We start from the raw sequence: 18,479 nt of genomic DNA, 5'->3' as shown, positions 1-18,479 counted from the left end.
GCGAGCCGATAGTAGGGCTCCGCCGGTACGTCTGATGGGTCCCGCGAATGGCGATCGAAAGGCACGATTCTGCAAGATCATCATTGCTGGATCGCCTTAGAAGGCCAGGTGGTTGGGGGAGCGGCGGTGTCTATGCAGGCCTCTGGCATATCTACGTCTGGTGATTGGTCCATGTTTCGAAGTGGTCTCAACTCACCTTCACGGGTGATGCGCGCTACGGCGCCCGCCACCGGCGCGCGGAGAAATGGAAATGCGCCCCTGACCCGGTTCCTCCTTACGGTGACCGGGTGAATCCTCCTAAGGTGTGCAGTATTGATGTGCCAGGACGGTCGAGGAGGACCCGCGGTGTCTGACAAGAGCCCCAAGCTGCGTGCTGCGCTGGACGGCATCCCCACCTACAAGCCGGGGAAGCCCGCCGCCGAGGGCGGCCCCGCGGCCTTCAAGCTGTCCTCCAACGAGAACCCCTACCCGCCGCTGCCGGGCGTGCTGGAGAGCGCCGCCCGCGCCGCCGCCTCCTTCAACCGCTACCCCGACCTGATGTGCAGCGGCCTCATGGCCGAGCTCTCGGAGCGTTTCGAGGTGCCGGTGACGCATCTGGCCACCGGCACCGGTTCGGTCGGCGTCGCCCAGCAGCTCGTCCAGGCCACCTCCGGCCCCGGCGACGAGGTGATGTACGCGTGGCGGTCCTTCGAGGCGTACCCGATCGTCGCCCAGGTCTCGGGCGCGACCTCGGTGCGGGTGCCGCTGACCGACGCCGAGGTCCACGATCTGGACGCGATGGCCGCCGCGATCACCGACCGGACCCGGCTGATCTTCGTCTGCAACCCCAACAACCCCACCGGCACCGTGGTGCGCCGCGCGGAGCTGGAGCGCTTCCTGGACCGGGTGCCCTCGGACGTGCTGGTGGTGCTGGACGAGGCGTACAAGGAGTTCATCCGCGACGAGCAGGTGCCGGACGGCATCGACCTGTACCGGGACCGGCCGAACGTCTGCGTGCTGCGCACCTTCTCCAAGGCGTATGGCCTGGCCGGGCTGCGGGTCGGCTTCGCCGTGGCCCACGAGCCGGTCGCGGCGGCGCTGCGCAAGACGGCGGTGCCGTTCGGGGTGAGCCAGCTGGCGCAGGACGCGGCGGTCGCCTCACTGCGCAGCGAGGACGCGCTGCGGGAGCGGGTCGACGCGCTGGTCGCGGAGCGGACACGGGTCGTCGCGGCGCTCACCGCGCAGGGCTGGACGGTGCCGGAGACGCAGGCGAACTTCGTGTTCCTGCGGCTGGGCGACCGTACGCAGGACTTCGCCGCGGCCTGCGAGAAGGCGGGAGTGATCGTCCGTCCTTACGGGGACGAGGGGGTGCGCACGACGATCGGCGAGGTCGAGGCGAACGACATCTTCCTGCGCGCGGCGGAGGAGTTCCGCGCCCAGCTGTAGCGCCGACGCGGCAGCCCGGAGCCGGTGGCCTGGTGGCCCGGTGGCTCCGGGCCGCCCGGCCGCGCGGGTCCGGGCCGAGTCGTATCCCTTCGGGATGTGCGGGGCCGGGCGGGGTCGCGGCGCGTCACGCGGGTAGCGGGTGGGGAAGGCACCGCAGGCCACCCACCTACGCCCGCTCCACCCGGATGACGTCGCCGGCGCGGACCGTGGCCAGCGTCCGGGGGTCTCCGTCGAGGCGGCCCAGTACATTGCACGGGCTCGCCAGCCGGCATTCCTCGCCGCGTGAGATCGGTGTGGGTCCGTACGGGAGCGCGAGGGCGTTTCCCTCGATCCAGAACGCGACGGTTCCCGGTGGTACCACCTGCCGCGCGGCGGATTCCAGCGCCGGTTCGAGCCCGGTGTCGAAGTAGACCTCTTCTCCCCACGTGTGCGCCGTCGACCGGATCGGAAGCGCGGCGAGCAGGGCGGCGGCCGTCGGGGTGTCGTCGAGTGTGGCGGTGAGTCGGCCCGCGGGCCAGACGATGCGTATCTGCTGCACGCAGGGATTCAACAATATGTTGAAGCGTGGGGGAAGGGGTACCCCGCGGTAGCCCACCCCCCGGTGAAAGCAGCCGAAAGCCTGTGCGTCATAATTCCTTGTGAATGTGAATGCATTCACAAGCTCTGCGGTTTGCGGTGCTTTGCGTGTGAGTGGGGGCAACCGCGGAGGGGTCTGCGGCCGCGGCCGCGGTGAGAGCACGACGGTAAGGAGAACGACGTGGACCTGGCTCTGGCGCCAGAGACACTGGCGCGCTGGCAGTTCGGCATCACGACCGTCTACCACTACCTCTTCGTCCCGCTGACCATCAGCCTCGCCGCCTTCACGGCGGGCATGGAGACGGCCTGGGTCCGCACGGGCAAGGAGAAGTACTTCCATGCCACCAAGTTCTGGGGAAAGCTCTTCCTGATCAACATCGCGATGGGGGTGGTCACCGGCATCGTGCAGGAGTTCCAGTTCGGGATGAACTGGTCCGACTACTCACGCTTCGTCGGTGACGTCTTCGGCGCTCCGCTCGCGATGGAGGCGCTCATCGCCTTCTTCTTCGAGTCCACCTTCATCGGGCTGTGGATCTTCGGCTGGGACAAGCTGCCCAAGAAGCTGCACTGCGCCTGCATCTGGATCGTCGCCGCGGGCACGGTGCTGTCCTCTTACTTCATCCTGGCCGCCAACTCCTGGATGCAGCACCCCGTCGGCTACAGCATCGACAAGGCCACCGGAAAGGCGCAGCTCACCGACATCTGGGCGGTACTGACCCAGAACACCACCCTGGTCGTGGTCTTCCACACCCTCACGGCCGCCTTCCTCACCGGTGCCGCGTTCGTCGTCGGTATCGCCTCCTTCCATCTGTGGCGCGCCAAGCGCGCCCTGGAGAAGGGGGAGGAGCCGAGCGTGAAGCGGAGCAAGCAGATCGGCGCCATGCGGTCCTCGCTGCGGGCCGGTCTGGTCATCGCGGTGATCGCGGGTATGGGCACCGCCATCAGCGGTGACGAGCTCGGCAAGGTGATGTTCGAGCAGCAGCCCATGAAGATGGCCGCCGCCGAGGCGCTGTGGGAGACCCAGGCGCCCGCGCCGTTCGCGGTCTTCGCCGTCGGCGACGTCGGCGAGGGGCACAACAGCACCGAGCTGGAGATCCCCGGGCTGCTCTCCTTCCTCGCGCACAACAACTTCTCCGACGCCGTGCCCGGCATCAACGACCTCGCCGAGCAGGAGGCGCAGCTCTACGGCGGCGACCCCGAGGACTACGTTCCCAGCATCTTCATGGCCTTCTGGGGCTTCCGGCTGATGATCGGCTTCGGGATGACCTCGTTCGCCGCCGGCGTCATCGGCCTGTGGACCACTCGCCGCAAGCTCTGGCTGGCACCCGAGTTCCGTACCGGGGAGAACGAGGTGCCCCGGCTGATGCTGACCCGGCGCCGGGAGCTGAACCCGTTCCTGACCCGGTGGGCGTGGCGGCTGGGCATCCTCACCATGGGATTCCCGTTGATCGCCAACTCCTTCGGCTGGATCTTCACCGAGATGGGTCGTCAGCCCTGGGTGGTGTACGGGCTGATGAAGACCGGTGACGCGGTCTCGCCCGGCGTGGGCACCACCGAAGTGCTGATCTCCATGGGCGTCTTCACCCTGCTGTACGGCGTGCTCGCGGTGGTCGAGGTACGGCTGCTGACCAAGTACGCCAAGGCCGGGCCGGACGTCGACGAGAAGCCGCCCGCGAAGGACCCGCGGCTGCGGATGCCGTCCGGTGGCCCGTCCGGTGGTGCCGGGAGCGCTGCCGCCGCTGAGGACGCAGACCGCCCGCTGACCTTCGCGTACTGATGCCGAGCGTCGCGTAACGACGGCAGGGAGAGCACGACATGCACCTTCACGACATCTGGTTCCTGCTGATCGCCGTCCTGTGGATCGGCTACTTCTTCCTCGAAGGATTCGACTTCGGCATCGGGGTGCTGACCAGGCTGCTGGCCAGGGGCCGCACCGAGCGCCGCGTCCTGATCAACACCATCGGACCGGTCTGGGACGGGAACGAGGTGTGGCTGCTGACGGCGGTCGGCGCGACCTTCGCCGCCTTCCCCGACTGGTACGCCACCCTCCTCAGCGGCTTCTACCTGCCGCTGCTGGCCATCCTGGTCTGCCTCATCCTGCGCGGCGTCGCCTTTGAGTACCGGCACAAGCGCGACGAGGAGCGCTGGCAGCGCAACTGGGAGCACGCGATCTTCTGGTGCTCGCTGATCCCCGCCTTCCTGTGGGGCGCGGTCTTCGCGAACCTCGTGCGCGGCGTGCCGATCGGCCCCGACAAGAACTACGCCGGGGACGTCGGCGATCTGCTCAGCCCGTACGCGCTGCTGGGCGGGTTCACCACGCTGGCGCTGTTCACCTTCCACGGCGCGGTGTTCGCCGCGCTGAAGACGGTCGGCGACATCCGGGTACGGGCCCGCCGCCAGGCCGGGCTGCTGGGCCTGGGCGCGGCGGCGCTGCTGGTGGCGTTCCTGGCCTGGACCCAGGCCGACAGCGGCAACGGCCGCAGTCTGATCGCGCTCGCCGTCGCGGTCGCCGCGCTGGCCGCGGCGCTGGCCATGAACGCCCGGGGCCGGGAGGGCTGGTCGTTCGCGCTGTCCGGCGTCACCGTCGCGGCGGCGGTCGGCATGCTCTTCCTGGCGTTGTTCCCGGACGTCATGCCGTCCTCGCTGGACCCGCGATGGAACCTGACGGCCGACAACGCGGCGTCCAGCCCGTACACGTTGAAGATCATGACCTGGACGGCGCTCGTGATGACCCCGCTGGTCGTGGCCTACCAGGCGTGGACGTACTGGGTGTTCCGCAAGCGGATCGGTGTCCAGCACATACCCGCGGGGCACCGGCCGGTACCGGTCGGGCCCGCGGCGCCCAAGCCCTCGGCCGACTGAGGAACGCGGATCATGCGTCCTGTGGACCCCCGGCTCCTCCGCCACGCCCGTGCCACTCGTGGCTTTCTCGCCGCATCGGTGGCGCTCGGGCTGGCGGGGGCCGGGCTCGTCGTCGCCCAGGCGACGCTCATCGCCGAGCTGGTGGTCGGCGCGTTCCAGCAGGGGCGGGCGGCCGGGGAGCTGATCCGGCCGCTGACCCTGCTGGCCGCCGTGGCGGTCGGCCGCGCGCTCGTCGCCTGGCTGACCGAACTGACCGCCCACCGGGCGAGTGCGGCGGTGAAGTCCGCGCTGCGCATGCGGCTGTTGGCGCATGCGACCCGGCTGGGGCCACGACGTTTCACGTGGAACATCGGGGAGTTGACCACACTCGCCACGCGCGGCGTCGACGCGCTGGACGACTATTTCGCGCGCTATCTACCGCAGTTGGGGCTCGCGGTCGTCGTACCCGTCGCGGTGCTCGCCCGGATCGTGACCGCCGACTGGGTCTCGGCGCTGATCATCGCGGGCACGCTGCCGCTGATTCCGCTGTTCATGGTGCTGATCGGCTGGGCGACGCAGAGCCGGATGGACCGGCAGTGGCGGCTGCTGACCCGGCTGTCCGGCCACTTCCTCGACGTGGTCGCCGGATTGCCGACGCTGAAGGTCTTCGGCCGGGCGAAGGCCCAGGCGGCGTCGATCCGTACGATCACCGCCGACTACCGCCGAGCCACCCTGCGCACGCTGCGGCTGGCGTTCCTGTCCTCCTTCGCGCTGGAGTTGCTGGCGACGCTCTCGGTGGCGCTGGTCGCGGTCGGCATCGGCATGCGGCTGGTCCACGGAGAACTGGACCTCACGACCGGGCTGGTGGTGCTGATCCTGGCCCCGGAGGCGTATCTGCCACTGCGTCAGGTGGGCGCGCAGTACCACGCGGCGGCGGAGGGCCTGGCGGCGGCGGACGAGGTCTTCGCGGTACTGGAGCGGGAGGCGCCCGCGACGGGTGGGCTGGAGGTACGGGGCGCCTGCTCGGTCGCGGCGGGCGGACCGGTCACGGAGGGCGGCTGCTCGGCCGTGGCAGGCGGACCGGCCACGGAGGGGGGCCGCTCGGCCGCGGCGTTGGCCTTCGAGGATCTGGTCGTCACGTATCCGGGCCGTGCGGAACCGGCGCTCGCGGAAACGTCGTTCGAGGTCCGCCACGGGGAGACGGTGGCCCTGGTCGGACCGAGCGGGGTCGGCAAGAGCACGCTGCTCGACGCGGTCCTGGGCTTCGCCACGCCCGCCGGCGGCCGGGTGCTGATCGACGGTACGGACCTGGCGGAGCTGGACGTGGAGAGCTGGCGGCGGCAGGTGGCCTGGGTTCCGCAGCGGCCGCACCTGTTCGCCGGGACGATCGCGGAGAACGTGCGACTGGCCCGGCCGGACGCGGACGACGCGGCGGTACGGGGTGCCCTGCGGGCGGCCGGGGCGCTGGAGTTCGCGGAGACGCTGCCGGGCGGGATCGACGCGGCGGTCGGCGAGGGCGGGGCGGGCCTGTCGGCCGGACAGCGCCAGCGGATCGCCTTGGCCAGGGCCTTCCTGGCGGACCGGCCGGTCCTGCTGCTGGACGAGCCGACGGCAAGCCTCGACGGGGAGACGGAAGGGGGCGTCGTCGACGCGGTACGGAAGCTGTCGGCGGGCCGCACGGTACTCCTGGTCGTCCATCGCCCCGCGCTGCTGGCGGCGGCGGACCGCGTGGTCCGTCTGGCGCCGGCCGGCCCGGTCACGGTCTCGGGCGGCCCTGCCGGTGGCGCGAGCGCCGCTTCGGTGCAGCGCTCGGCGGTGGTGGTGAGGGGTTCGGCGGGGGTGCCGGGTAGCCCGGCTGGGCCGGGCTCCTCGGCGGTCCGGGGTGCGCCAGATGACGCCGGGGACGGACTCGGCGAGGGCACGAGCGCGGCGCGGGGCGACCGCAGCCCGCGCCAGGGCGGCTGCGGCCTGAGCGACGGAGACCACGCGCCGGAGACGGGGACGGGGATGGCCAGGGGCGCGTCGCCGGGGGGCCGTAGCCGGGTCAGGGGCACGGTGCCGGGTGCCCGGGGCCAGGGTAAGGACGCGGTGCCGGGTGCCCGGGGCCGGGGCAACGGCGCGGCGGCGGGGGGTCGCGGCCGGGGCAACGGCGCGGTGGCAGCGGTGTTCGCGGGGTGCCGCTCGCAGCGGGGCCGGTTCGGGCTCGCGCTGCTGCTCGGCGCTCTCGCCCTCGGCAGCGCTGTCGGCCTCATGGCCGTCTCCGGCTGGCTGATCTCGCGCGCCTCGCAGCATCCGCCCGTCCTCTATCTCATGGTCGCCGTTACCGCGACCCGCGCTTTCGGCATCGGCCGCGCCGTCTTCCGCTACGCGGAGCGGCTCGTCTCGCACGACGCCGCCCTCCGCCTCCTGGCCGATCTGCGCGTCGCCGTCTACCGGCGGCTGGAACGGCTGGCCCCCGCCGGTCTGCGCGACACCCGGCGCGGCGATCTCCTCTCCCGCCTCGTCGCCGACGTCGACGCGCTTCAGGACCACTTCCTGCGCTGGCTGCTCCCCGTCGGCACGGCACTGGCCGTGGGAACCGCGTCCGTCGGCTTCACCGCGTGGCTGCTCCCCGAGGCCGGGGCCGTCCTCGCGGCCGGTCTGCTGACCGCCGGGGTCGCCGTCCCGCTGCTGGCCGGCACGATCGCGCGCCGCGCCGACCGCCGGCTGGCCCCCGCCCGCGGCGCGCTCTCCACCGAGGTCGTCGACCTGCTGCACGGGACCGCCGAGCTGACGGTCGCCGGTGCCCTGCCGCGCCGCCTCGACTCGGTACGCCGCGCCGACCGCACGCTCACCCGGATCGCCCGCCGCGCGGCCGCCGCCACCGCCCTCGGCGCCGGACTGTCCGCCCTGACCTGCGGGTTTACCGTGACCGCCGCCGCGTGGCTCGGTGTACGGGCCGTGGCGGACGGGCGGCTGCCCGGCGTGTGGCTGGCGGTCGTGGTCCTGACGCCGCTCGCCGCGTTCGAGGCCGTCGTGGGGCTGCCGCTCGCGGTGCAGTACCGGCAGCGGGTGCGGCGTTCCGCCGAGCGGGTGGCGGAAGTGCTGGACACCCCGCCCCCGGTGACCGAGGGCACAGGCCAGGCCCCCGCCTCGCCGTTCCCCCTCGTCGTAAGGGATCTGACCGCCTGCTACCCGGGGCGGACCGCGCCCGCCCTCGACGGGTTCGCCCTGGAGTTGACCGCCGGGCGCCGGGTCGCCGTCGTGGGCGCGTCCGGCGCGGGCAAGTCCACGGTCGCCCAGGTGCTGCTGCGCTTCCTGGACGCCGAGTCCGGTACGTACACCCTCGCGGGCCGGGAGGCCGCCGCGCTGGACGGGGACGGCGTACGGCGGCTGGTGGGGCTGTGCGCACAGGACGCGCACGTCTTCGACAGCTCGCTGCGCGAGAACCTGCGGCTCGCCCGGCCCGGCGCCGGCGACGGCGAACTGCGGGCGGCGCTGCGTTCCGCGCGGCTGCTGGAGTGGGTGGACGGGCTGCCGGACGGCCTCGACACCCTCGTCGGCGAGTTCGGCGCCCGGCTCTCCGGCGGCCAGCGTCAGCGGCTGGCCCTGGCCCGCGCGCTGCTCGCCGACTTCCCCGTCCTGCTGCTCGACGAACCGGCCGAACACCTCGACCTGGCGACCGCGGACGCCCTGACGGCCGATCTGCTGGCCGCCACGGAGGGGCGTACGACGGTGCTGATCACGCACCGGCTGGCGGGGCTCGCCGGGGCGGTGGACGAGGTGATCGTCCTGGCGGAGGGGCGGACGGTGCAGCGCGGGACGTACGAGGAGGTGACGGCGGCGGACGGCCCGTTCCTGCGGATGCTGGAGCGGGAGCGGCTGGTGGAGCGGGACCAGCCGGCGGAGCGGGAGCGGGCCGCCGAAGGCGCGGAGGACATCGCCGGGCACTCGGCGGGCAATCAACAACTTTCCCTGACAAAAGGTGCTTATTAGGCTCAAGGGCATGGCAGCCACGGCAGGACCACAGGACGACTCCCACGACGGTTCCCGGGACGACTTCGACGCGGCGACCGAGGCCACCCGAGGCCTGCGCGGCCTCTCCACCGAGCTGACGTCCCGTATCCCGCGTCTGCTGGAGGCGATGCGCACCATCGGCAGCGGCCTCGACGTCCACTCCGTCCTGGACCGGATCGCCCGGACGGCCGCCGAGTTCGCCGAGGCCCGCCAGGCCGGCATCGGGGTCTTCACCGCGACCGGCGACGGCCTGGCCGATCTGATCACCTACGGCGTGCCCGACGGCGACCGGGCGCGCGTCGCGGAGCTTCTCGCAGACCCGTCCGCCGCCCGCTCCCTCGACCTGACCTCCTCGCCGGAGCGCGACTGGCTGCGCGTACCGATCCGCGTCCAGGGCGAGCACTTCGGAGACCTGTACCTCACCGGTAAGCGGGGCGGCGGCTCGTTCGGCGTCTCCGACCTCGGCATGGTGAAGGTGCTGGCGACGGAGGCGGGGATCGCGATCGGCAACGCCCGCCTGTACGACACCACCCGGCAGCGCGAGCGCTGGATCGACGGCTCCGTGGCCGTCACCACCGCGCTGCTCTCCGGCGGCGACGCGGAGGACGCGCTCTCGGTCGTCGCCGAACAGGCGCGCCGCCTGGCCGGTTCGACGGCCGGGATCGTGCTCGTACCGGAGGAGAACGGCGGCCTGGAGATCGTCGCCGCGAACGCCGACGACCCGTCAGGACTGATCGGCACGGTCGTGTCGGCGCGGTCCCCGATCGTGCCGCGGCTGCTCGCCGGTGAGCCGGTGTTCGTCGACGACTCGGCGACCGACCCGCGGATGACCGCGCCCGTCTCCCAACGGTACGGCCCCAGCATGATGCTGCCGCTGCGCAGTGGCGACCGCGTGCTCGGCATCCTCGCCACCCCGCGCGCACGCGGCGGCCCGCCGTTCACCGGCACCGAACGGGTGCTGGCCACGCAGTTCGCGGCACAGGCGGCGCTGGCGCTGGTCCTGGCGGAGGCGCAGCGCGACCGGGAGCGGCTCGCGGTGTACGAGGACCGCGACCGGATCGCGCGCGATCTGCACGACCTGGTCATCCAGCGGCTGTTCGCGACGGGGATGATGCTGGAGAGCGCGCAGCGCCAGGCGGACCGGCCGGAAGTGCGGGAGCAGGTGGGCCGGGCCGTCGACGAACTCGACGCGACGATCCAGGAGGTACGTACGGCGATCTTCGCGCTGCAGCAAGGGCCCGCGGAGGTGCCGTCGGGGCTGCGGACGCGCGTACTGCGGGAGATCGGCACGGCCGCGGTGCCGCTGGGCTTCCAGCCGTCGGTGGCGTTCGTCGGCGCGGTGGACGCGCGGGTCGGCGAGCCGACGGCGAAGAACCTGATCGCGGCACTGCGCGAGGCGCTGTCGAACGCGTTCCGGCACGCGCGCGCGGACCGTATCGAGGTCACGGTCGACGCGACGGTGACGCTGCCGGACGGCCGGGAGGGGGTACGGCTGCGGGTCGCGGACAACGGGGTGGGCATCCCGGCCGGGGGCCGCCGCAGCGGCCTGCGGAACCTGGCCCGGAGAGCCGAGTCCCTGGGCGGCTCCGCCACGTACGGCCCCGGCATCGGCCCGGAGACGGCGGGCACGACGATCACCTGGGAGGCCCCGCTGTAGGCGCCCCGCGGGCCCGGGGCCAGGGCCGGGGCCAGGGCGCGCGGCGCCTACGGGTGGTCCGGGGCGCCTGGGCGCCCGCACCGGCGGTCCCTTGGGGGCGCGTGCCTGTGGGCCCTGGGCGCGTGCACCGGCGGTGCCCTGGACCCCACGTGTCTGTGGTCCCCTGGGCGCGTGCACCGGCGGTCCCCCAGGCCCCGCGTGCCGGCGGTCTCTTGGGCCCGCTTGCCGGCGGTCCCCCGGGGGACACCGGCGGTCCCTTGGGCCCGCGCACCGGCTGTCCCCCCGAGCCTCGCGTGTCTGCGGCCCCCTGGGACTGCGTACCGGTAGTCCCCTGGAGCCTTGCCCCGGCGGGCCCCGGGGCCGTGTGCCTGCGGCCCCCCCCGGGGGGCCCGCGTTCCGGCCGCCCCTGGGGCTGCGTACCGGCGGTCCCCTGGGTGCGCACCGGCTGTCCCCCGAGCCCTGCGTGTCTGCGGTCCCCGGGGGCCGCGCATCGGCCGGTTCGGGGTGGGGCGGGCGCGTGGGTGGAAGGGTGCCGCGCGCTCGTACACCCGTCGTGGGGACGTTCGCTGCTCCGTTCGGCGTGCCGCACGGCGTGGCTCAGGCAGGCTTCGCCACGACCGCACGGGGAGCCGGGTCACCATCCCCTTTATGCGACCTCCGTACCGCGGGCAGCGCTTCACCGCCCGAGCCGTGTGCTCTCTCACGGTGGTGCTGTGTGTCCTGCCCGCGTGCGACGGCCCCGCTCTCGCGGCCGCCCCGCCGGCGGCGGAGATCGGAACGCGCGGCATTCGCGAGCGAGCCGCGGACCGGGCGGCGCGGGCGAGCGCCGATGTGGTGCGGCTGCACCAGAAGGCCGGCGAGGTCGCACGGCGGTACGAACAGGGACGCGCCGCCGTGCGCCGCCAGCGCGCCGAGACCCGACGCGTCGCCCGCGCCCTGCGGCACGAACGCCACACCACGGAGCGGTTACGGCAGGCGGCGGGCCGCCTGGCCCGCGAGCGCTACCGCTCCGGCGCACTGCCGTACGCACTGCTCCCGCTGCGCTCGCTCGGCGCCGACGCGCACTCCCGGTTGCGCGGCGACCGCACGCTGGCGCGGTGGCTGAGCGAGTCTCGGGCGAGCGGCCGCCGACTGGCCGAACGGGAGCGGGCGGAGGCCGCCCGGACGCGTGAGTTGGTGGCCCGGGCCCGGCGGCTGAACGCCGACATACACGCGGTCGAGCGGAAGCTGGCGCGGGCGCGGGTCACGTTGCGGCGGACGGCGTCGCGCGTGGCGCGTGACGGGCAGTGCGTCGTGCCCGGCCGCGGGGCGCGCCCCGCGGCCGGGGCGCGGACCGGGTTGCCGCTCCCCCGCACCGAGGCGCGCGAGCCCGAAGGGGCCCGGCAGCCCGGGAGGTCGTACCGGGCCGACCCCGAGCAGCCCGACCTTGGGCAGTCCGACCCCGGGCGGCCTGACCCTGGGCAGTCCGACCCCGGGTGGCCCGGCTCCGGTTCCTCGGGTTCCGGCTCCTTCGTTTCCCGGGGCCCCGGCCTCCGGCCCCCGCTCCAGGACGCCGACCCCGGCGCCGGTTCCGGCTCCGACCCCCGTTCCGACGCCGAGTCCTCGCCGCGGGACTGGCTCCTGTCGGGTACGGGACGCGGCTCTGGCTCTGGTTCCGGTTCTCGGGCGTGGCCCCTGTCCAGACCCGGGAACGGCCGTGGTTCCGGTCCCCGGGCGTGGCCGTTGTCCGGATCCGGGGGTGGCTCTGCTTCCGGGCCCTTCGCATGGCCGGTGGCAGGCTCCGGGAACGGTCCCGACGCCCGGCCCAGGGCGTGGCCGCTGTCCGGCTCCGGGCGGATCACCCGGCCACCGTATGCCGATCGAGTCGATGCCGATGGAGCCGCGGAGCCGGACGACGCGACCAGGGACGGGCTGCTTCTTCCCTACGCCGGCTCCGCCGATTCCGCCGGGTCCGCCAATTCCTCCGGCTCGCCGGAGTCCGCGGCCCCGGTCGCGTCCGCGTACGAGCCCGACTCCTCCGGTTCCCGAACCGGTGCCGGCGGTCCGTCGCGGGCCAAGCGTGCGGGGACGCGCGCCGCGCCCCGTGCGGCGTGGACCCGCCCGGTGGCTGCCTACACGCTGTCCGCCGGGTTCGGTCGCGCCGGATCGCGGTGGGCGCACCGGCACACCGGGCAGGACTTCGCCGTGGCCGTCGGCACCCCGGTACAGGCCGTCGGCCACGGCGAGGTCGTCTCACTGGGGTGCGGTGGCCCGTACGGGATGAGCGTGCTGCTGAGGCACGCGGGCGGGGCCTATACGCAGTACGCGCATCTGTCGGCCGTGTTCGCCGCCCCAGGGGCGCGGGTCCGGGCGGGCCAGTGGATCGCGCTGTCCGGAGACACCGGCAATTCGACCGGCCCGCATCTGCACTTCGAGGTGCGGCGCGGCCCGAAGTCACGCTCCGCGGTGGACCCGGTGGGCTGGCTGCGCAGGCGCGCGGTGAGTCTCCCCGCGCGGGTGGACGGGAAGCGGTAGACGGGAAGTAGACGGGCAGCAGAAGCAGAAGCAGAAGCAGAAGCCGACGCCCGGGCCCGTCCCGCTCAGAGCCCCAGCACGCGTTCTATGACGAGCGCGACGCCGTCCTCGTTGTTCCCCGCCGTACGGTGCGTCGTCGCGGCCAGGACCGCCGGGTGCGCGTTGGCCATCGCGTACGACGTACCCGCCCAGCCCAGCATCTCCAGGTCGTTCGGCATGTCGCCGAACGCCATCACCTCGTCCGGGGCGATACCCCGTTCCGCGCAGGCGCGGGCCAGCGTGCTGGCTTTGCTGACGCCGAGGCCGCTGATCTCCAGCAGGGCGGTCGGGCTGGACCGGGTGAAGGACCCGTGGGCGCCCGCCGCCGCGCGGGCCAGTTCCAGGAAGGCGTCGGGGGAGAGCTCCGGGTGGTGCGCCAGCAGCTTGAGGATCGGCTGGTGGCCGTGGTCGCCGTCCGCCGCGAGCAGTTTCTCCACCGGGGCGACCATTGCGACCGGATCCAGGGAGAAGGGCGGGTAGAGCGGCTCGTAGTGGACGCCGCTGGTCCGCTCGACGGCGAAGGCGACCCCGGGCGCGGCCGTGCGGACCGCCGCCACCACGTCGAGGGCGTCGGCGCGCTCCAGCGGGTACAGGCTGACGAAGCGGCCGCCGTCGCGCAGGTCGACCACGGCCGCGCCGTTGGCGCAGATGGCCAGGCCATGGCCGTGTACGTGGTCGCGGACGACGTCCATCCAGCGCTCCGGGCGGCCGGTCACGAAGAAGACCTCGATGCCCGCCCGCTCCGCGGCGGCGAGCGCGGCGACGGTGCGGTCGGAGACCGTCTTGTCGTCGCGCAGCAGGGTGCCGTCGAGGTCGGTGGCGATCAGCCGGGGAACGGCCGGGGCCGTCGTCCTGTCCGGGGCGGGGGCCGGGGCCGAGGTCTCGGGCTGCTCGGTAGCGGGAGTCACGGCAACCATCCTCCCGCATATGCCGTGCATGTGTCGTACTGGTGCGCGAAGGGGTGCGCGTATGAGCCACCCGCGCGCGGCGCCGAGCCACCTGCGTGCGGTGCGGCGCCCGGTGCCTCGGGCCCCTGGCCCGCGTACGCCTCCGGTCCCTGGCCCGTGCACGCCTCCGGACCCTGACTTGCGTACGCCGCCTGCCCCCGACCGTCACAGACCGATGTCGTACCCACCCCTTACGCTCGGATCCATGCGACTGAGCACCGTGATCCTTCCCATCCACCGCTGGTCCGAGGGCGGCCGCGAGGTCTGGCAGCGAGCCGAGGAGCTCGGCTTCCACGCCGCGTACACCTACGACCACCTCTCGTGGCGGTCGTTCCGCGACGGGCCGTGGTTCGGGGCCGTGCCGACCCTCACGGCCGCCGCCGCGGCGACCTCGCGCATGCGGTTGGGCACGCTCGTCACCTCGCCGAACTTCCGGCACCCGGTCACGCTCGCGAAGGAGCTCATATCGCTCGACGACATCTCGGGCGGGCGGATCACGCTCGGGATCGGCGCGGGCGGGGTCGGCTTCGACGCGACAGCGCTGCTGGGCGAGGGCCAGGAGCCGTGGCGGCCGCGGGAGCGCGCCGACCGGTTCGGCGAGTTCGTGCCGCTGCTCGACCAGTTGCTCACGCAGGACGTGGTGTCGTACGAGGGCACCCACTACGCGGCGCGCGAGGTGCGCAACATCCCGGGCTGTGTGCAGCGGCCGCGGCTGCCGTTCGCCGTCGCCGCGACCGGGCCGCGCGGGCTGGCTCTGGCCGCGCGGTACGGGCAGGCGTGGGTGACCACCGGCGACCCCAAGATCGCCGACACCGGCACCCCGGCCGAGTCCGTCGCCGCCATCGCCCGGCAGATCGAAGGGCTGGGCGCGGCGTGCGCGGAGACCGGGCGGGACGTCGCCGAGCTGGACAAGATCCTGCTCACCGGCTTCACCCCGGACCGCAACCGGCCGCTGGAGTCCGTGGACGCGTTCGTGGACTTCGCGGGCGCGCACGCGGCGCTCGGCATCGACGAGATCGTGCTCCACTGGCCGATACCCGACTCCGACTTCGCGGCCGACCTGGCGGTCTTCGAGAAGATCGCCTCGGAGGGCCTGGCACAGCTCGGCGCCGTGTAGCAGCTGCTGCGCACACCCCCGGGCCTCTATGTCGCATACCCGGCCCTTTATGTCGCATAGAGGATGGAAGGTGCAGAATCGGGTGTGGAGGTGCTCCTCATGGCACGCACCCGATTCGCCCCTGACCGGGGCCTGACAACCCGCATGGTCAGCACGATGTTCCTGATCGGGCTGCTCTATGTGGTGTTCGTCGGCGCGCTCCTGGCGCTGCTGCGCGGCTCCTGGCCGGTGATCCTGCTCATCGCCGGGGGCCTGTTCATCGCCCAGTTCTGGTTCAGCGACCGGATCGCGGCGTTCAGCATGGGGGCGCGGGAGGTCACCCCGGAGCAGGCACCCGAGCTGCACGGCGCGGTGGACCGGCTGTGCGCGCTGGCCGACATGCCCAAGCCCCGGGTGGCCATCGCCCACACCGACGTGCCGAACGCCTTCGCCACGGGGCGTAATGAGCGCACCGCGCTGGTGTGCGCCACCACCGGGCTGCTGCGGCGGCTGGAGCCGGACGAACTGGAGGGTGTGCTGGCGCACGAGCTGTCGCACGTAGCGCACCGCGATGTGGCGGTGATGACCATCGCCTCGTTCCTGGGCGTGCTGGCCGGGCTGATCACGCGGGTCGCGCTGTGGGGCGGATTCAGCAGGGGCAACAGCCGCGACAACAACGCCGCGATCCTGATGCTGCTGATCCCCCTGGTCAGCGCCGTCGTCTACGCGATCAGCTTCCTGCTCACCCGGCTGCTGTCCCGCTACCGCGAGCTGTCCGCCGACCGCGCCGGTGCGCTGCTGACTGGTCGGCCCTCGGCGCTCGGCTCCGCGCTCACGAAGGTCACCGGTCAGATGGCCCGGATCCCCACCCGGGATCTGCGGCAGGCAGAGCCGTTCAACGCGTTCTACTTCGCGCCCGCGCTCTCCGGCGAGACCGCGTGGCGGCTGCTGTCCTCCCACCCGACGCTGGAACAGCGCCTCGACCAGCTCGGCCGCATCTCCGCGCAGCTCGGAAGGGGCTGATCATCCGGTGGGTCTCCTGGACGCCATCCTCGGGCGCAGCAAACCGGTCCGGCCCGATCTCGACCAGCTCTTCGCGCTGCCGTCCGCCGCCATCACACTCCAGGCGGGGGCCGGGTTCACCCCGACCGGGGTGGGGTCGGTGTGCTTCGCGACCGTCGAGGGCGGCGCGTTCGAGCGGCTGCGGCAGGACGTGCGGGCGCTGCTGGACGCCGATACCGAACGCGGCGGGGCGCCGGTGGAGTTCAGCCGCGACTCCTACGGATACACCTGGCTGCTCACCCGGCAGCCGCCCGACGACTGCGCGGCGCTCGTCAACGATCTGCACGCCGTCAACACCGCGCTCGAAGAGGCGGGGTTCGGCCCGCAGCTGCTCTGTTCCCTGATGGCCTTCCGGGGTGCTTCCGAAGGGGGAAGCGCCCGCGGACTGGCGCTGGTCTACCTCTACAAACGCGGCACCTTCTACCCCTTCGCGCCGCTGCCGGACGCCACCGAGAAACGCGACAACGCCCTGGAGCTCCAGATCAGATCGCTGCTCGCGGACGATCTGCGGGTCGAGAAGGACCTGTCCCGCTGGTTCCCGGTCTGGGGCGCACCGGGTCTCTCCGGTTGATCAACCGGGGAAGCGGAGGAATTCCGGCGGGACGCGGTCGACCAGCCAGACGCCGTTGGCGCTCACCTGGAAGACGTGTCCGGCGTGCCGCATGGCCGTCGCGTCCACGGACAGCACAATCGTCCCCCAGCGCGGCCGCTGGGAGGTGCCCCCACCCCGCCGGGCGCCGACGCGGGTGGCGGTCTCGCGGTCCGGCGAGAGATGCACCGCGTGCCGGTTCATCGGGCGCAGCCCCTCCACGCGGATCGCGGCCACGTGGCGGGCGACCGTGCCGTGGAAGAGGTACGGAGGCGGTTCGGCCGTCGGCAGGCCGAGGTCGACGGCCACCGTGTGGCCCTGGTTGGCGCGGATCCGGCCGCCCTCGACCGCGTACCGCCGCTTGTCGTTGGACGCGACGACCCGGTCCAGTTCGGCACGGGTGAAGCGGAAGCCGTGCGCTGCCGCCGCCGCGATCAGGAGGTCGATCTCCACCCAGCCGTGGGCGTCGAGGGTGATCCCGATCCGCCCGGGGTCATGCCGCAGATGCCGTGCCAGGTACTTCGAGATCTTCACATCGCGTCTGTCATCCATCACCTGCCATGGTGCCTCCGCCGTCCGGCTCGCGCACGGGGTTATCCGGCTCGCGCACGGGGGTGTCTGGCTCCCGCACGGGGCTGTGGCGTGCGGCGAGGGCGTCCATCGTGCGGGCGGCCACCTCGCGGTCCGCGGCGGCGGCGATGAAACCGGCGGTGCCGTCGGGGCCCGCCAGGGCACGCACCGCCCGCACGGTCATGGCGGGCAGCGGCACCGGTTCCGAACCGGGGTACGGGCCGGGACCGGCGCCGTCGTCGGACGGGTCGCCGGTGCGCGCGGCGGCCGCGATGGCGGCCAGCCGGTGCCGCACATAGCGGGTCGCCAGTGTGCGCATGGCGCGGGCGAGTTCGGCGTCGACCGTCGCCTGCGCCAGCGGGCGCAGCCGCCGCACCAGGGAGGCGGCCTCGGCGGCCTCGGCGTCGCTGGGCGGGTGGTCCAGATAGCGCTCGAAGACGAACTCGGTGGTGAAGTCCAGGAAACGGGCGGCGATGTGCTCGACCTGGCCCCGCAGTTCGCGCAGATGGTTGGAGATGGCCAGCAGCGGGACGCCCGCGGAGTGCAGTTCCACGGCGACCGCCAGTTCCGCGGGACTGGGCACCAGGAACTCGTCGGGGCGGCCGGGCACCGGCTCCAGCACCCCCAGCTCCATCGCCTCCGCGACCGCCTCGGCCACGTCGGGCGCGCCGCCGAAGGACTCGGCCAGCTCGGCGCGGGTGGTGCGGGCCGTCTCCTCGTCGGACCACGGCCCCGCGGCCTCGGCGACCAGCCCGAGCACCCCGCCCAGGCCACGGCCGGTGTCCCACGCCTCCAGCAGCTCCTTGATGCTGGCCAGGGTGTAACCGCGGTCCAGCAGCTCGGAGATCTGCCGCAGCCGGGCCAGGTGCGCCTCCCCGTACAGGTTCGCCCGCCCGCGCCGCTCCGGCCGCGGCAGCAGCCCGCGGTCCTGGTAGGCGCGGATCGTACGGACCGTGGCGCCGCTGCGGTGGGCCAGCTCCTCGATGCGGTACTCCGCACCCGCCCCCTCGGGCCGGGGCTCCCCGGGGGCGGGCTTGGGCACCGGCGCCGGCCGGGGGGCCGGCCGGGACGCCGGTAGGGGTGCCGGTGGCGGTGATGGCGACTGTTCGGACAAGCGGGCACTCCTCATGGACGGCGGCGCGGCGGCCCTGGGGCGGGGCGGCGACG

Annotated in this window: 13 protein-coding genes; 9 read left to right on the top strand and 4 right to left on the bottom strand. The window is 73.4% G+C overall.

From position 1 onward, the window contains the following. Window positions 1-345 precede the first annotated feature (345 nt). Window positions 346-1,425: a histidinol-phosphate transaminase gene (gene hisC / locus ACQUSR_RS15915; protein WP_431043229.1), complete on the top strand. Its 1,080-nt coding sequence runs from the start codon at window positions 346-348 to the stop codon at window positions 1,423-1,425. Window positions 1,426-1,591: 166 nt separating this feature from the next. Here hisC and ACQUSR_RS15910 read toward each other — a convergent pair whose 3' ends face one another. Next, window positions 1,592-1,963 (bottom strand): cyclophilin-like fold protein, encoded by a 372-nt coding sequence (locus ACQUSR_RS15910; protein WP_431043228.1) that lies wholly within the window; start codon window positions 1,961-1,963, stop codon window positions 1,592-1,594. Window positions 1,964-2,182: 219 nt separating this feature from the next. On the opposite strand from ACQUSR_RS15910, the gene ACQUSR_RS15905 reads away from it, so the two are divergent. The 5 genes from ACQUSR_RS15905 to ACQUSR_RS15885 all read left to right on the top strand — a co-directional run bounded on the left by ACQUSR_RS15905 (window position 2,183) and on the right by ACQUSR_RS15885 (window position 13,009). Next, window positions 2,183-3,778 (top strand): cytochrome ubiquinol oxidase subunit I, encoded by a 1,596-nt coding sequence (locus tag ACQUSR_RS15905; RefSeq protein WP_431043227.1) that lies wholly within the window; start codon window positions 2,183-2,185, stop codon window positions 3,776-3,778. A gap of 38 nt (window positions 3,779-3,816) precedes the next feature. Continuing rightward, entirely contained in the window at window positions 3,817-4,863 is a 1,047-nt protein-coding gene (gene cydB / locus ACQUSR_RS15900) for a cytochrome d ubiquinol oxidase subunit II (RefSeq protein ID WP_431043226.1), read from the top strand. Between the two features lie 12 nt (window positions 4,864-4,875). Beyond that, complete coding sequence (gene cydD / locus ACQUSR_RS15895; protein WP_431043225.1) at window positions 4,876-8,817, top strand: thiol reductant ABC exporter subunit CydD; 3,942 nt, start codon at window positions 4,876-4,878, stop codon at window positions 8,815-8,817. A gap of 10 nt (window positions 8,818-8,827) precedes the next feature. After that, complete coding sequence (locus tag ACQUSR_RS15890; RefSeq protein WP_431043224.1) at window positions 8,828-10,495, top strand: GAF domain-containing sensor histidine kinase; 1,668 nt, start codon at window positions 8,828-8,830, stop codon at window positions 10,493-10,495. Between the two features lie 648 nt (window positions 10,496-11,143). Beyond that, on the top strand, window positions 11,144-13,009 hold the full coding sequence (locus ACQUSR_RS15885) for a M23 family metallopeptidase (RefSeq protein WP_431043223.1): 1,866 nt from the start codon (window positions 11,144-11,146) through the stop codon (window positions 13,007-13,009). A 65-nt stretch (window positions 13,010-13,074) separates the two neighbouring features. Here ACQUSR_RS15885 and ACQUSR_RS15880 read toward each other — a convergent pair whose 3' ends face one another. Continuing rightward, window positions 13,075-13,965: a Cof-type HAD-IIB family hydrolase gene (locus ACQUSR_RS15880; protein ID WP_431043222.1), complete on the bottom strand. Its 891-nt coding sequence runs from the start codon at window positions 13,963-13,965 to the stop codon at window positions 13,075-13,077. Between the two features lie 235 nt (window positions 13,966-14,200). On the opposite strand from ACQUSR_RS15880, the gene ACQUSR_RS15875 reads away from it, so the two are divergent. The 3 genes from ACQUSR_RS15875 to pspAB all read left to right on the top strand — a co-directional run bounded on the left by ACQUSR_RS15875 (window position 14,201) and on the right by pspAB (window position 16,724). Then, on the top strand, window positions 14,201-15,112 hold the full coding sequence (locus ACQUSR_RS15875) for an LLM class flavin-dependent oxidoreductase (protein WP_431043221.1): 912 nt from the start codon (window positions 14,201-14,203) through the stop codon (window positions 15,110-15,112). Window positions 15,113-15,211: 99 nt separating this feature from the next. Further along, window positions 15,212-16,114 (top strand): zinc metalloprotease HtpX, encoded by a 903-nt coding sequence (gene htpX / locus ACQUSR_RS15870; protein WP_431043220.1) that lies wholly within the window; start codon window positions 15,212-15,214, stop codon window positions 16,112-16,114. Between the two features lie 7 nt (window positions 16,115-16,121). Next, window positions 16,122-16,724, top strand: a complete 603-nt coding sequence (gene pspAB / locus ACQUSR_RS15865) for a PspA-associated protein PspAB (protein ID WP_431043219.1) — start codon at window positions 16,122-16,124, stop codon at window positions 16,722-16,724. Here pspAB and ACQUSR_RS15860 read toward each other — a convergent pair whose 3' ends face one another. Both ACQUSR_RS15860 and ACQUSR_RS15855 read right to left on the bottom strand, forming a co-directional pair. Continuing rightward, a complete protein-coding gene (locus ACQUSR_RS15860; protein WP_431043218.1) occupies window positions 16,725-17,294 on the bottom strand; it encodes an RNA 2'-phosphotransferase in 570 nt (189 codons plus the stop codon). Then, on the bottom strand, window positions 17,287-18,354 hold the full coding sequence (locus ACQUSR_RS15855) for a MerR family transcriptional regulator (RefSeq protein ID WP_431043217.1): 1,068 nt from the start codon (window positions 18,352-18,354) through the stop codon (window positions 17,287-17,289). The genes ACQUSR_RS15860 and ACQUSR_RS15855 overlap by 8 nt, the downstream gene beginning before the upstream one ends. Window positions 18,355-18,479 lie beyond the last annotated feature (125 nt).

Origin of the sequence: Streptomyces sp. P1-3 (assembly GCF_050613155.1) — a bacterium.
In the GTDB taxonomy this organism is placed as follows: domain Bacteria; phylum Actinomycetota; class Actinomycetes; order Streptomycetales; family Streptomycetaceae; genus Streptomyces.
This window is presented reverse-complemented; position numbering and strand designations above follow the sequence as displayed.

What these genes read in the sequence shown, in the direction of transcription:
- ACQUSR_RS15860 (WP_431043218.1), bottom strand. Translation starts at nt 17,294, where the DNA reads ATGGATGACAGACGCGATGTGAAGATCTCGAAGTACCTGGCACGGCAT.
- htpX (WP_431043220.1), top strand. Translation starts at nt 15,212, where the DNA reads ATGGCACGCACCCGATTCGCCCCTGACCGGGGCCTGACAACCCGCATG.
- ACQUSR_RS15880 (WP_431043222.1), bottom strand. Translation starts at nt 13,965, where the DNA reads ATGGTTGCCGTGACTCCCGCTACCGAGCAGCCCGAGACCTCGGCCCCG.
- cydB (WP_431043226.1), top strand. Translation starts at nt 3,817, where the DNA reads ATGCACCTTCACGACATCTGGTTCCTGCTGATCGCCGTCCTGTGGATC.
- ACQUSR_RS15890 (WP_431043224.1), top strand. Translation starts at nt 8,828, where the DNA reads ATGGCAGCCACGGCAGGACCACAGGACGACTCCCACGACGGTTCCCGG.
- ACQUSR_RS15875 (WP_431043221.1), top strand. Translation starts at nt 14,201, where the DNA reads ATGCGACTGAGCACCGTGATCCTTCCCATCCACCGCTGGTCCGAGGGC.
- cydD (WP_431043225.1), top strand. Translation starts at nt 4,876, where the DNA reads ATGCGTCCTGTGGACCCCCGGCTCCTCCGCCACGCCCGTGCCACTCGT.
- ACQUSR_RS15885 (WP_431043223.1), top strand. Translation starts at nt 11,144, where the DNA reads ATGCGACCTCCGTACCGCGGGCAGCGCTTCACCGCCCGAGCCGTGTGC.